Source organism: Anaeromonas frigoriresistens (assembly GCF_016820655.1).
In the GTDB taxonomy this organism is placed as follows: Bacteria; Bacillota; Clostridia; order Tissierellales; family SIT17; genus Anaeromonas; species Anaeromonas frigoriresistens.
Genome location: NZ_WSFT01000015.1, coordinates 1 through 13,061, shown reverse-complemented (window position 1 = coordinate 13,061; position 13,061 = coordinate 1). Strand labels below are relative to the sequence as shown.

Sequence of the window (13,061 nt, the reverse complement as noted above, 5' to 3'; positions counted from 1 at the left end):
ATAAAAACTCAATAAAACAATAGATCAACCTGATATTTTTGATTAGATATCAGGTTTTCTTGTAAAAAAGGATTTTAGTGAAATATATAGAATAAAAAACATTAAAGTATAAATTATTATCAGACATAAGTAGAGATTACCGAAGTAGAGTTCGGGAATATACTGTTATCCAAGATTATAAGTATGAGAGGAAGAATAATAGATGCGTGAAGTGATTTTAGAAAAATTAAAGGAAATAGAAAAAGAGGAAAATGTGAAAATTTTATTTGCAGTTGAATCTGGTAGTAGAGCATGGGGTTTTCCTTCAAAAGATAGTGATTATGATGTTAGATTTGTATATATACGACCAGTAGAATGGTATCTATCTATTGAAAATAAAAGGGATGTATTAGAATATCCTATTAACGACTTACTAGATATAAGTGGATGGGATATTAAAAAGGCACTATATCTATTTAAAAAATCAAATCCGCCTTTGATGGAATGGTTGAGGTCTCCAATAATGTATATGGAGCAATATAGCTTTTTAGAAAGACTCAAGAAATTAAGAAAGGAATACTTTTTTCCAAAAGCGAGTATTTATCATTATCTACATATGGCAACTGGAAATTATAGAGAATATCTACAAGGTAGCGAAGTTAAAATTAAAAAATATTTCTATGTTTTAAGACCTATACTTGCATGTAGATGGCTAGAGTCACGAGGGACATTACCACCTGTAGAATTTGATAAATTGCTTGAAAGTCAAGTTAATGATCCTAAGCTATATTCAGAAGTACAAAATTTACTTGAAAGAAAAAAGTCTGGAGAAGAATTAGACTCAGAACCAAGGATTGATGTAATTAATGATTTCTTAGAAGAGCAAATGGATTATTATAGAAAGTATGTGAAAGGTTTAGATAATAAAAGTAGTTCAAGCATATCAGTTTTAAATGAATTATTCAGAGAGACCTTGAAAGGGGCTTGGGAGTAACTTCAGATAACAGAATATTTGCCTAAAGGTGCGCTAGTGTGCAATCTTAGGGAATTGTACACCACATCCCTTCACCGGGAGCGAAACTCCACCAGGTGGTCTATCTCAGAGGTCTGATTCAGGAACGTAGCGAACCTGCGGGACGTTAAATACAATGGCAATTTCGGGGTAGAGCTTTGAAGCTTTCATCTCGATTTTTGTATTCTTAAGTCTTTAAGATTACAACAGTGAATTTAATACTATTCATAAATAACTTGGAACAATTATTTTATATGGAGGAGATTAAAATGGAAGTTTTCGAAAAAAGTTTAAAAGTTATGAACCAATTATTTTCAAAGGATTATCAATTTGCCTTAGCAACTACAAATAATAATATACCTTCTGTTCGATTTATAGATACATATTATGATAAAGGTTGTTTTTATATTGTAACATATGCAAATTCAAAAAAAGTTAAAGAATTGGAAATTAACGAAAATGTATCTCTATGTAATAATCTATACAGCTTTAGCGGACTTGCTTATAATATAGGACATCCATTGAAATCTCAAAATAGTGAAATCAGAGAAAAATTAATAATTGCCTTTGAACCGTGGTACTTTAAACATAACAATGAAAATGATGAAAACATGTGCTATGTAAAAGTAGAATTGATGCAAGGTTTTTTCTATAAAGATGGTACAGGCTATCAAGTAGATTTTAAAGCACAGAAAGCGGATGAATTTCCATTTGAATTCGATATTGTTGTTTCAGAGTAAACTTTAGTTTTAATTTTATGCAAACTTTATATCATAAACCGAAGACAGTAAAATCACAATCTTTATAAGTAGCTAATTGATTTAATTTATAAGTAACTATTACTACTACACTTAACTTAAATATCCTAGGTATATCACAAAGGGGATTAATTAATAGGAGGAGGCTTTAAATTATGAATAGATACAAAGTTATTAATAGTAGAAAAAATGAATTTTTAAACCCTATTACAGTCTATAAAAATCAAGAAATTCAATGTATAGAGGAATCTAATGAAGATGGAGATTGGGCAGGATGGATTATGTGTAAAACTAAGAATAATCAAGGATGGATACCCTATCAAATAATTGAAAGACAAGGAGATATAGGAATTATATTAGAAGATTATTGTGCAATTGAATTTGATCTTGAAGTGGATGAAATTCTTGTAATGGAGAAAGAATTAAATGGTTGGATTTGGTGCTATAAGGAGGACGAACCCAATATTAAAGCATGGGCTCCATTGAACCATATTGAAATTTTTGAATAGGACTAAGAAAGAGAAAATACAAATTAATTATACAACTCCCATGGGATTGATTCTTACTAAGATAAAGTTTTTTGGAATAAAGTTCAATATGAAATTCGAGTTTGTAAGCATTTTACAAAAAACATACAGAATTGCTTTAATAATAGGGATGTTAGGCAAAAATTTATCCATTAAGGTATTCAAATAAATAATGTTTTCATAATAAAAAACTCAACAAAATAATATATCAAACTGGTCTCTTTAACTAGATATCAGTTTTTTGTAAAAAAGGATTATGGTGAAATATATAGAATAAAAATATTAAAGAGTAACTTAATATCAAAGATAAGTAAATATTACCGAAACAGAGTTCGGGAATACCTATATGTAGTAATGAAATACGAACTATAGGGTCGTGAAGATATTGTTAGGTGACATATGGGTTTATAGAATAAACATAGGAGGTCATAAAATGAGAAACATTTTTGCTATTGGCGGAGGAGAAATAAGAGATTTAGAGACATTTGGAATAGATGAAAAAATAGTTGAGTCTAGTAGAAAAGAAAATCCAATTGTTTTGTTTATACCTACAGCTAGTGGTGAACCACAGGGATATATAGATACATTCAACTATATATATGGTGAAAAACTTAGATGCAAAACAGATGTCCTTTTATTATTGGAAGGAAAAACAAGTTCTCAGAAAGCTAGAGAAAAAATTATGAATTCGGATATTGTCTATGTAGGTGGTGGAGATACCAGAAAAATGATGGAAGTATGGAAAAGCTATGATGTAGATAAGTTTTTGAGAGAGGCATATGAGAAAGGTAAAACACTATGTGGATTAAGTGCAGGTTCAATCTGTTGGTTTAAAAGTGGTCATAGTAATTCTGAAAGCTTTGAAACAGCTGGAAAATGGAAGTATATTAGAGTAGAAGGAATAAATTTAATAAATGCTATGCACTGTCCACACTACAATGAAGATACAAGAAAGGTAGATTTTGATGTAAAGATATCGGAATATGGTGATATAGGTATAGCTATTGAAAATAATTGTGCAATTGAATTTAAAGATGATAGTTATATAGTACATAAAACAGATGTAAAATCGAAAGCTTACAAAGTGTATCAGTATAATGGAGAAATTACTAGAGAAGAGTTGACTAATACAACAGAATATAGGTCAGTTAGAGAATTGCTTCGTAAGTAGATCATACGATCACCTAACATTGTTTTTGCGCAGAGGGCGCTCTAGGGAGATAAAATCTTAGGGTGATGAGCGCCATACCTTCTCACTGGGAGCAAAGCTCCTCCAAGGAGTATTCCTTTAAGGTCCAGTTCGAAGGCGTCGCAAACACGGTCACGTTATGCGAAATGAGATTTAATGAAAGTTAAATTAATCAATGGAGGTAAATAACTTTGGTAGAAATAATTAATAAACTAAAAAATCCTATAGTGCAAGAAGCAAGAGAATTAGCTAGAAGTAAGAATAGAATCGATAAAAACAAAATACAATTAAGGGGTTTAGAACAGATAAAATGGGCTAAAGAAGCTGGGTTGAAGATTATTAGTATTATTATAAGTAGTAGTGAAAGTCCAGAAAACTACAAAGGCTTTTCATCACCTATCTATCAGACTTCTGATGGTATTTTAAAGAAGATTACCGGTACTAATTATTTGATTTCATCTGTTGGAGTAGCTGAAGGTATTACTTATGAAGATGTATCAGATACTTTCGTGTTATTACTAGATGATGTTAAGGATCATGGAAATATAGGTACTATTATTAGGTCTGGTCGAGCATATGGAATTAATGATTATATAGCTACAAATGAAGATTTTGACCCATATATGCCTAAGACTACTGACGCATCAAGAGGCACTAATTTTAAAGTTAATTTTCATAGATATACAAGTCCTGAGAAAGCTATTTCTTATCTTAAAGAAAATGGATATCAAATAGTTGCTACTAGTCCTCATGGTAAATCATTACAGTCAACGATAAAATTAGATAAAAAACCTGTTGCATTAGTTGTTGGTAATGAAACAACAGGTGTCTCTGACGAAGTTTTAGAAGAAGCTGATCATATTGTACAGATACCAATGTATACGGGAGTAGAGTCACTTAATGTAGGAGTAGCTACAGGAATTAGTATTTATGAATTGAGACTTAAGGAGGCCTTAACAATGTTAGCAGAAAAAATTATATCTAGTTTAGGAAGAGAAGTAAATGTAACATCACAGCTTATAAGAAAAGCATTTAACATTAAATTAAATGATATATGTGATTATACAGGAGATCATATTATTTTTTTAATGGTACTTAAAAGAGAATCACAAATGAATGAAGAACAGATCAAAAAACAGTTTGGATATTATGGAGATGATTTAAAAGCATTTATTAAACCTTTATATGAAAACAATTTAATAAAAAAAGAATATGAAGAGATAGAAATCACTAAAGATGGAGAAGAATTATTAGCAAAGTTGTGGCCCGTTCATGAAAAAACAGAAAATCTGATATTAGAAGGATTTACTGAAAAAGAGAAAAAAGAATTGAAATCTTATTTAGATAAAATACAACAAAATTGTATAAAAATTATGAAGTATAAAGCGTAAATCTCACATCGCATAACAATATATTGCCGGTTCCGCTACGCTGCACCCAAATCCATCAGACTAAGATAGGAGCTATCTAAGTCTGATGGACTTCGGCAATACGGAAACGTTATATACAATTTTCCCCATGCATTTGGGATATGCTCTGTGGGCCATATATATTTGTAACGTATACTATTGGAAAAAAAGTCGCTATATATATATTTATTTTTAGTATAATAAAGGTACCATAAATCACTCCGGAGGTAAATTATGGATTATTATGAACGTATCGATAGAGCAATTCAATATATTGAAAACAACCTATTTAATCATATAGACTTAAATGATGTAGCAACTACTGCCTATATGTCTTTATCTAATTTCTATAGATTATTTTTTGCTCTAACGGGCTACAAAGTTAAAGAGTATATTAGATATCGTCGTATAGATATGGCAGGCAAAGACCTTAAATTAACAAAAGCTACAGTAATGGAACTTGCTATAAAGTATGATTATACAGGTAGTGATACTTTCTCTCGTACGTTTTATAATATTGTTGGTTATTTGCCTTCGCAATATAGGCATATCCATCATAAATATGTTTTTGAAAGGATTGATATTATGGATGAATATTATGATTTAGCTAATGAAAATATTATTAAAGAATACCCTGAAATTAAAGTGTTGAGAAAAATAGAATCTATGAGAATTGCCTATTTTGAATCTTATAATGAAAACCCCGAATATCATTCATTTAAATACCTCTTAGAATGGGCAAAAAGAGCTAATTTGTTGACTAATCGGCAATATAGACTATTTGGTTATGATATTTTTAATAATTACTCAAATAAGCATGGTTACTCAGCATGTATAACAATAGATGATAACTTACAAATAGAAGATGATATGATTAAGACTAAGTATTTAGAAGGTGGACTATATGCAGTAACTACGGTTAATGTAAAGGAGATAGAATCTGCGTGGAAACGTTTTAAACATTGGGTAAAGCTTAGTAGGTATGATATTGGTACACATCAACACTTAGAAGAGCACATTGAAGGGGTAGATTTATCCTTTGATTATGATGTTCGACTAATGATGCCCATTGTAGAAAAATCAGATTATGAGATTGTAACTTCACCTCCTATGACGGTTATTTTGTCACAGGTATATGGCGATGAAGAGAATGTTCCGTATGAGGCATGGAGAAACATTTTAAATTGGTCAAGAAATAATGTTTCAATAACAGAATCTAGGTATTATGCTTTTAATAATTATAATATTAGAAGAAAAAATATACGTAGATATTATATTGCAATGGTATCTTGTAAGGTTAAGCCAATTGAACTTGAAAAAGGGTTAGTTTTACAGACTTTAGAAGGAGGTAAATACATACGTACTAAATGCAATTTTAATACTTTGCCAAAAGCATGGGATAAACTAATAAATTATATTAACACAAGTGATATGAAAGTAAATCCAAAGCTTAAATGGCGTGAAGAATGGCATATTAAAGATAATGAACTTAAATCAAATAGCAACCCTGAAATAACTATTTATTGTCCAATAAAATAGAGTTGTATAAGGAGAAAATAAAAGTAAGGTATTCCTCTAGGGGCATGGGGAAAACTATATATAACAATGTGTTCACGTCCGTTACGGGCAAGGTATTATTTTAGGGTAAAAGCCCTCCACACATTCCTCAACCTAAGCCCGTCGGGACAGTCGGCACATTAGCTCTTGACAGGGCATGAGCGCCTCCTTCTAAGGTTGAGGAACGTCGTGAACATGAGACGTTATACGAAAGTCGAACTAGGGTTTATTTTATAATGAAGGGAAACTGATTATGTTTATTTTTAAAGAGATTAGTATTAATACTTTAATATGGTTATTACCAATAGTGTTTATGTTACATGATTTTGAAGAAATTATTTTAATAGTTCCTTGGTTAGAAAACAACTTTGATTACATCCGAAAAAAAGCTCCGAATTTTTTAGAAAGAAGAATTGATAAGTTTGCAAATATATCGACTTCTCAGTTTGCTTTAGCTGTTTTTCTTGAGTTTATATTGTTTATAATTGCTACATTTATGGCTGTAGAATATGGGAAATTTATTTTTCTGATAGTTTTAAATTCATTTTTATTAATTCATGGTATCATGCACATTATAACAGTAGTGATATTGAAAAGGTATGCTCCTTTTATAATAACAACAATTTTATTAATTTTTCCTTATTGTCCATATTTATTTTTTAGATTATTAGCAAGTGATTTAATTACTTTTAAAACAATTTTAATCAGTAGTTTAGTTGGGGTAGTTCTAATAATTCCAATTATACTTTTACTTCATAAAATTTCAGAAGTCTTATATAAGAATTTTATCAAATTAATTAAGGGTGATTAAATGAAAATAGATAAATTAACCAAAATATATTTTTCTCCAACTAACACAACTCAATACATAATTGAAGCAATATCAACAGGTTTAAAAATTGAAAATACTAAAACAATAGATTTAACTAAACCAGAAGTTCGCCAAAATTTCAAATTAGATATAAATTTAAATAATGAACTTTTAATTATTGGGGTTCCAGTTTATGAAGAGAGAATTCCAGAAGTAATTGAGAAATCATTAGCTAATCTTAGTGGACAAGGACAGCCAATAATTTTAATAGCTCTTTATGGAAATATTGGTGAGGGAATAGCACTTAAACAATTAAAAGAATTAGTTGAAGAGAATGGATTTAATGTCATTGGAGCAGGGTCATTTATTGGAGAACATTCTTTTTCAAATAATGAATTAAAAATAGCAAAAAACAGACCAGATAAAGATGATTTAAAAAAGGCAAAGTATTTAGGAAAGAAAATAATTGAGAAGTTAAAAACATCCAATAATATTGAAAACTTTGCTGAATTAAATATTCAAGGTAAATTACCATTAATAGCTAAAATTTTGCCGAGGAATAGTGCTAAAATGTTTGCTGAGAAACCGAAAATTGATAACAAAAAATGTAATAGATGTGGTATATGTATTAACGTATGTCCAGTAGGAGCAATTGATAAAAAGGAGCTTGAAATAGACGATAATATATGTTTGCGTTGTTTTGCTTGTGTAAAAAAGTGTCCTAAAGAAGCTCGAAAAATTAATTTTAAGAAATCATGGTTAGTAAAATTTATTTTAAGAAAAAAAGGAAAGGTAAGAAAAGAACCAAAGATTTATTTTTAAGTAGAGTTCGACCTTCGTATAACAGCAGGTTAGCGACATCCCAACTTGAGAGGATAAATGAAAGCGGGGATGACTTATGTTAGGATGGGAACTTTAATTAGAAGTTGGAGTTTTTATGGGGACGTCGCGAAGCTGCGGGACGTTATCAGAAAGACAGATAAAGAATTATCAATTCTATTCGGATAGATAGTGGTTAAGATAATTTATTAGCTAATATTTAATAAACATCAATGGGAGGTAGAGAAGATTGCATCTTGAATTACCAGAGGACATCAAACAAGCATTACAAGGTTTTTCAATAAAAAATGGACCGAGTGGTTTATCAGGGACTAATATATATAGATTTGAAAAAGAAAATAAGATGTATTTTCTTAAGGTAGTAGATGTTAATAATAGGTTTATAGATGAACTTGAAGTTGAATATGAGGTATTAAAATGGCTAGAAGGTAAATTTCAAGTGCCTCAGGTTATTACTTTTAAAAAGACATCAAATAAGCACTTTTTACTAATGACAGCTATCAAAGGTAATACTTTAGAGAAATTATATCATCAATCTAAAAGCAGTGAAGAGATAGTAAAAATCTATGCTGAAAGCTTAAAACTAATACATGGTATTAAAATTAGTGGATGTCCAAACAAAGAAGAGGATGAATTTATGCTCTTAAAAGCTAGAGAGTATTTAGAACTTGGAATTAATTTAGATAATATGGAAGATAAATATAAAAATCTAACTCCATTGGAGCTGTATGATAAATTACTTTCATTAAAACCTGAAAAAAATGACAATGTATTCATTCATGGAGATTATTGTTTCGATAACATAATTATTAATAATAACATGCTAAACGGAATAATCGATGTGGGAAGAGCAGGGATTGGAGATAAATACAAAGATATAGCTTTGGCAGTTCGAAACATCCAAGGGGATATTGGAGAACAATGGCTCGACTTATTCTTTAATATATATGGTATTACTAATCCGGATTGGAATAAAATAGAATTTTATATTATTATGGATGAATTTTACTAATGCTAGTGTGTTATATCAGTAAGTTTTAGTTTTTTAATCAATAGCAAAGATCTATTTAATTAACTTGTATTGTGGCTACTTGTCCTTCTGATAACATGATATTTAAGGACAGTCACAAAGAGCATCTGGGCCGTCTTAATATATCAAGAACGTTAGGCAAAATTGCCTAGATAAAAATTTCAAGGTAGTGGGAGGTAAAAATGAGCAAACGTAATGAATATGCAATACAATTGAAACCGTTAATAATTAAGAGTGATTTTGGAGAACTAGAAGACTTCTTAATTCTCAATTCTAACTTACCAGGACCGAGGGCTAACTTGGAACTAGCATATGCATTTGCTGACTGTTTAAGAGACACACAGTACATTGATGATATTTTATGGAAAACTTTAAATGGATGGGCAAAAATAACAGCAGAAGATACTTCGCGGGATAGTCTAAAAGAATTTATCCCTTTTTGTGCTGTACAAGCCTTAGGAGGTATATTTAGTTGTGTCGACTCTAAAAAGAAAGAAAAAGTCAGTGAACTATTGCAGGCTGCAGCAAATGATTCAAGATGGCGAGTTAGAGAAGCCGTAGCTATAGGACTTCAATGGATTGAAGAGGAAGATTTTAGGGCAGCAGAATCAATTTTTAATAAGTGGATTGATGATGGTTCTCTTTTAGAAAGAAGGGCAATTATAGCGGCTCTAGCACATCCTCCTGTTTTGAATAATAAGGATAATGTACTATTCTGTCTTAAAATTACAGAAGGAATTTTGGCAGACCTAACTAACCTAAATAGAGAAGTTCGTAAGACTGAGGGATTTCGTGTTTTAAAAAAAGGGCTTGAGTATGCTATAAGTGTATTTGTTGCTAAAGCACCTAATGAAGGTTTTGAACTTATGAAGAAGTGGGCTCAGAAAAATGATCATGATATAAAGAAGATAATAAAATCTAATCTAGGCAAGTCGAGATTGGCTAAAAAGTTTGATAAACAGGTGCACGAAGTATTAGTTGTACTGACTGGCAACTTCGCCTAACAGAGGCTTAGCAGACATTGGACAGAAGATATTTAGGGAAAGTCTGACGTCGCTAAGCTTCAACACGTTAGATGAAATAGTCGATAACAGAGTGCTAATTAAGGGTTTTTACTTTTTTTAGGGAACGGAGGAGCAGAATGATTAAGCTGGCTTGTAATTATTTAAGAGAAGCAGAAGAGTTGCTAAATGAAGGGATAGTAGAATTTGATTATTTTAAGTATCCTAGTCTTGGAAACGATAATAGTTTCCAATCTCTAAGTGCTTTTATTGACCGATTAAAATATATTAAAGATATAAAACCCCTATTATTGCATGGATTTTACCCAAATGATTTTAATATTTGCAATAAAAGATTTAAAGATAATTTTAATATTGAGACTTTCAAAGAATTGTGTAGAGTTTCTGAGACACCAGGCATATCATTTCACTTAAATGGAGCTGATTTAAGTGCTTCAAAAAATGAAGTCATAAGAAACTCAATTGAAAACATTAATTTTATCAAAAAATATTTTTCGGAAATGGAGTTTATTGCATTTGAAAACGCTATGGGCAAATCTAATCAATATGAGCTTGACCCAATGGTGATATCAAAGATAATCAATAAAACAGACACTGACTTTTTATATGATGTTAGTCACGCTTATTGGAGTTCAGTAAAAACAGGTGAATCATTTGAAGAATATGTTTCAAAACTTCCTCTTAATAGAGTCTATGAGGTACACATCAACGGTTGGGAAGAAAAAGATGGTAACATTCAGTCACATATGAAAATACAGGATGAGTTATATGAACACATAGAAAATATAATCTCTAACTTTTCAGTGAAGATAGTAACCTTAGAATATGGAAGGAGCTATGACAGAATTGGTAGTGGTTGTCCTATAGTAAGCATAGATAAAATCAATCCACATGCAAAGAAAGAGGTTGAAGAGCAAATACATAGATTAAGACAGATAATAAATAAATGATTTTTTAAAATTAAAGTGTTTATAATGGTGGTAGTATTGGGTCAATCGACTACTACACCTAACAATATGTTTACACAAGGAGCTACTATGGCAAGAGAAGGCCCACACCTTCTCACTGGGAGTGAAGCTCCACCAAGAAAGTATTCCTTTGGGGTCCGGTTCGAAGGCGTCGCAAACACGGTCATGTTAGAAGAAAGTACAATATCAGGGTATAGACTACGCGGCCTTTTTAAGAGTTAATGAAAATTTAAGGGGTGAAAAAGATGTTTAAATATGTGATAGATAGTGATATAGAACTTAGATTGTTGGAAAATAGAAATTCAGAAGAATTATTCGAATTGATTGATTCTTGTAGAGAATATTTGAGAGATTGGCTTCCATGGGTAGATAGTTCAACCAGCTATGAGGATACAAAGAAGTTTATAGAAATTACTATGAAGCAATTTGCATCAAATGAAGGATTCCAAGCAGGTATATGGTATAAAGGGGAAATTGCTGGAGTTATAGGATACCATAAGGTTGATTGGTCGAATAAATCTACAAGTATAGGTTATTGGCTTGGTGAAAAGTATGTTGGGAAAGGCATTATGACAAAAGCATGTAGAGCTTTTATTGACTATGCACTTATAGATTTAAACTTAAATAGAGTAGAAATTAGATGTGCAGAATATAACCAAAAAAGTAGAGCTATCCCAGAGAGGTTAGGTTTTATAGAAGAAGGGATGATTAGAGATGCAGAATGGTTATATGATCATTCTGTTAATCATATTGTCTATGGAGTTTTAGCAAACGAGTGGAAAGAAAACAATAGAATTTGATAACTCAAATTGTTACTTAGTAGTTTGATGATTATTAAAAAAGGCTATGGGAGCAGGTTAAACTATACTTTCAAGAATAAAGATAAAGGGAGATGCTACAGATGGAATGGTCAATATTTAAACATGAGAATACATTCGTGATGATTACAAAAGAAAAAGTAGGAGATATTCCATACCTAAGATTTAATCCAAAAGATTATACTGGAGTACTACCAACTGTTATTTATTATCATGGATCCCATTCAAATAAAGATTTTATAAGATTTCAAGCAATGTCAATTGCCAGCTTTGGTTATCAAGTTATTGTACCTGATGCATTATACCATGGTGAAAGAGGGTCAACTGAATACAACAATACTGACTTTTTAGAGAAATATGTATGGGAAATAATTCTTAAGAGTATTCAAGAATCCCACGTACTTATTAAAAAATTAATAGAAAAACATGACGCTGATCTAACCCGTATATGTGTATTGGGAGATTCGATGGGGGCAATAACAGCTGGAGGAGTTTTTGTTAAGCATGACCACTTAAAATGTCTAGCTGGATTTAATGGCGCCTTTGCTTGGAAAGAATGCATAAAAAATAATATCTTACCATCTAGTGAACCTTATATAGATGAAATTGAGTTATATGATCCAATAACAAATGAAGAAAAAATAAAAGGAAGAGCTATTTCAATCTTCCATGGAGTAGAAGATACAACTATACCTATTGAAATACAGAAAAAGTTTGTTGATCGAATGAAACCTCTTTATATAAATAATCAAGAGAAATTACAACTAATAGAGTTTAGTAACATTAACCATAGGGTTACGACAAGTATGTTAGAAAATTTAATTACATGGTTAAAAGCAAACCTTTAGTGTGAAGGAGAGTTCACTTGATAAAACTAAGTAATTATTCTAAAGCACAATTTAAATCGTATAACAACACATTCCTATAAAGGTGATGGAAGAATGTTTTTTCCAGCAGGTTCATCACTACACCTTCTTACTAGAGGCGAAGTTAGTCCTTTAGGGTCAAGTTAGATGGCATACCAGGTGCCAAATGTTAGATGAAATGGCAACTGAGAATAGTATAAGAGGTAAAGTCCTAAAGAGTTTTATTTTAAGAGGGGTGAAATTGTTGGTTAGAAGAATAGAATTATTCCATTTTG

Annotated in this window: 14 protein-coding genes; all 14 read left to right on the top strand. The window is 30.8% G+C overall.

Annotated elements, in window-relative coordinates; all coding sequences use genetic code 11:
• The first annotated feature begins 202 nt into the window (after nt 1-202).
• The 14 genes from GOQ27_RS02400 (at nt 203) to GOQ27_RS02340 (ending at nt 12,768) form a co-directional block, all read left to right on the top strand.
• The gene (locus GOQ27_RS02400) at nt 203-973 is read left to right on the top strand and encodes a nucleotidyltransferase domain-containing protein (RefSeq protein WP_203365224.1); all 771 of its coding nucleotides are present in this window, start codon (nt 203-205) and stop codon (nt 971-973) included.
• Nucleotides 974-1,260: 287 nt separating this feature from the next.
• A complete protein-coding gene (locus GOQ27_RS02395) occupies nt 1,261-1,731 on the top strand; it encodes a pyridoxamine 5'-phosphate oxidase family protein (RefSeq protein ID WP_203365223.1) in 471 nt (156 codons plus the stop codon).
• Between the two features lie 173 nt (nt 1,732-1,904).
• The gene (locus GOQ27_RS02390; RefSeq protein WP_203365222.1) at nt 1,905-2,258 is read left to right on the top strand and encodes a hypothetical protein; all 354 of its coding nucleotides are present in this window, start codon (nt 1,905-1,907) and stop codon (nt 2,256-2,258) included.
• Nucleotides 2,259-2,709: 451 nt separating this feature from the next.
• The gene (locus GOQ27_RS02385) at nt 2,710-3,447 is read left to right on the top strand and encodes a peptidase E (protein ID WP_203365221.1); all 738 of its coding nucleotides are present in this window, start codon (nt 2,710-2,712) and stop codon (nt 3,445-3,447) included.
• Nucleotides 3,448-3,656: 209 nt separating this feature from the next.
• Nucleotides 3,657-4,856 (top strand): TrmH family RNA methyltransferase, encoded by a 1,200-nt coding sequence (locus GOQ27_RS02380; protein WP_203365220.1) that lies wholly within the window; start codon nt 3,657-3,659, stop codon nt 4,854-4,856.
• A gap of 252 nt (nt 4,857-5,108) precedes the next feature.
• On the top strand, nt 5,109-6,413 hold the full coding sequence (locus tag GOQ27_RS02375; RefSeq protein WP_203365219.1) for an effector binding domain-containing protein: 1,305 nt from the start codon (nt 5,109-5,111) through the stop codon (nt 6,411-6,413).
• A 271-nt stretch (nt 6,414-6,684) separates the two neighbouring features.
• A complete protein-coding gene (locus GOQ27_RS02370) occupies nt 6,685-7,242 on the top strand; it encodes an HXXEE domain-containing protein (protein ID WP_203365218.1) in 558 nt (185 codons plus the stop codon).
• On the top strand, nt 7,243-8,064 hold the full coding sequence (locus tag GOQ27_RS02365) for an EFR1 family ferrodoxin (RefSeq protein WP_203365217.1): 822 nt from the start codon (nt 7,243-7,245) through the stop codon (nt 8,062-8,064). It abuts the gene before it with no gap.
• A gap of 57 nt (nt 8,065-8,121) precedes the next feature.
• Nucleotides 8,122-8,250, top strand: coding sequence for a hypothetical protein (locus GOQ27_RS17255; RefSeq protein ID WP_286673006.1), 129 nt, complete (start codon nt 8,122-8,124; stop codon nt 8,248-8,250).
• A gap of 61 nt (nt 8,251-8,311) precedes the next feature.
• The gene (locus GOQ27_RS02360; RefSeq protein WP_203365216.1) at nt 8,312-9,094 is read left to right on the top strand and encodes an APH(3') family aminoglycoside O-phosphotransferase; all 783 of its coding nucleotides are present in this window, start codon (nt 8,312-8,314) and stop codon (nt 9,092-9,094) included.
• A gap of 200 nt (nt 9,095-9,294) precedes the next feature.
• Nucleotides 9,295-10,116: a HEAT repeat domain-containing protein gene (locus GOQ27_RS02355; RefSeq protein WP_203365215.1), complete on the top strand. Its 822-nt coding sequence runs from the start codon at nt 9,295-9,297 to the stop codon at nt 10,114-10,116.
• 137 nt (nt 10,117-10,253) lie between these two features.
• Entirely contained in the window at nt 10,254-11,084 is an 831-nt protein-coding gene (locus tag GOQ27_RS02350; protein ID WP_203365214.1) for a multinuclear nonheme iron-dependent oxidase, read from the top strand.
• A 263-nt stretch (nt 11,085-11,347) separates the two neighbouring features.
• A complete protein-coding gene (locus GOQ27_RS02345; protein ID WP_203365213.1) occupies nt 11,348-11,902 on the top strand; it encodes a GNAT family N-acetyltransferase in 555 nt (184 codons plus the stop codon).
• A gap of 101 nt (nt 11,903-12,003) precedes the next feature.
• Nucleotides 12,004-12,768 carry a dienelactone hydrolase family protein gene (locus GOQ27_RS02340; RefSeq protein ID WP_203365212.1) on the top strand — a complete coding sequence of 255 codons (765 nt, stop codon included), beginning with the start codon at nt 12,004-12,006 and terminating at the stop codon, nt 12,766-12,768.
• Nucleotides 12,769-13,061: the final 293 nt, after the last annotated feature.

Coding starts and splice junctions, on each gene's coding strand:
- GOQ27_RS02400 (WP_203365224.1), top strand. CDS start 203: ATGCGTGAAGTGATTTTAGAAAAATTAAAGGAAATAGAAAAAGAGGAA.
- GOQ27_RS02395 (WP_203365223.1), top strand. CDS start 1,261: ATGGAAGTTTTCGAAAAAAGTTTAAAAGTTATGAACCAATTATTTTCA.
- GOQ27_RS02390 (WP_203365222.1), top strand. CDS start 1,905: ATGAATAGATACAAAGTTATTAATAGTAGAAAAAATGAATTTTTAAAC.
- GOQ27_RS02385 (WP_203365221.1), top strand. CDS start 2,710: ATGAGAAACATTTTTGCTATTGGCGGAGGAGAAATAAGAGATTTAGAG.
- GOQ27_RS02375 (WP_203365219.1), top strand. CDS start 5,109: ATGGATTATTATGAACGTATCGATAGAGCAATTCAATATATTGAAAAC.
- GOQ27_RS02370 (WP_203365218.1), top strand. CDS start 6,685: ATGTTTATTTTTAAAGAGATTAGTATTAATACTTTAATATGGTTATTA.
- GOQ27_RS02365 (WP_203365217.1), top strand. CDS start 7,243: ATGAAAATAGATAAATTAACCAAAATATATTTTTCTCCAACTAACACA.
- GOQ27_RS17255 (WP_286673006.1), top strand. CDS start 8,122: ATGAAAGCGGGGATGACTTATGTTAGGATGGGAACTTTAATTAGAAGT.
- GOQ27_RS02355 (WP_203365215.1), top strand. CDS start 9,295: ATGAGCAAACGTAATGAATATGCAATACAATTGAAACCGTTAATAATT.
- GOQ27_RS02350 (WP_203365214.1), top strand. CDS start 10,254: ATGATTAAGCTGGCTTGTAATTATTTAAGAGAAGCAGAAGAGTTGCTA.
- GOQ27_RS02345 (WP_203365213.1), top strand. CDS start 11,348: ATGTTTAAATATGTGATAGATAGTGATATAGAACTTAGATTGTTGGAA.
- GOQ27_RS02340 (WP_203365212.1), top strand. CDS start 12,004: ATGGAATGGTCAATATTTAAACATGAGAATACATTCGTGATGATTACA.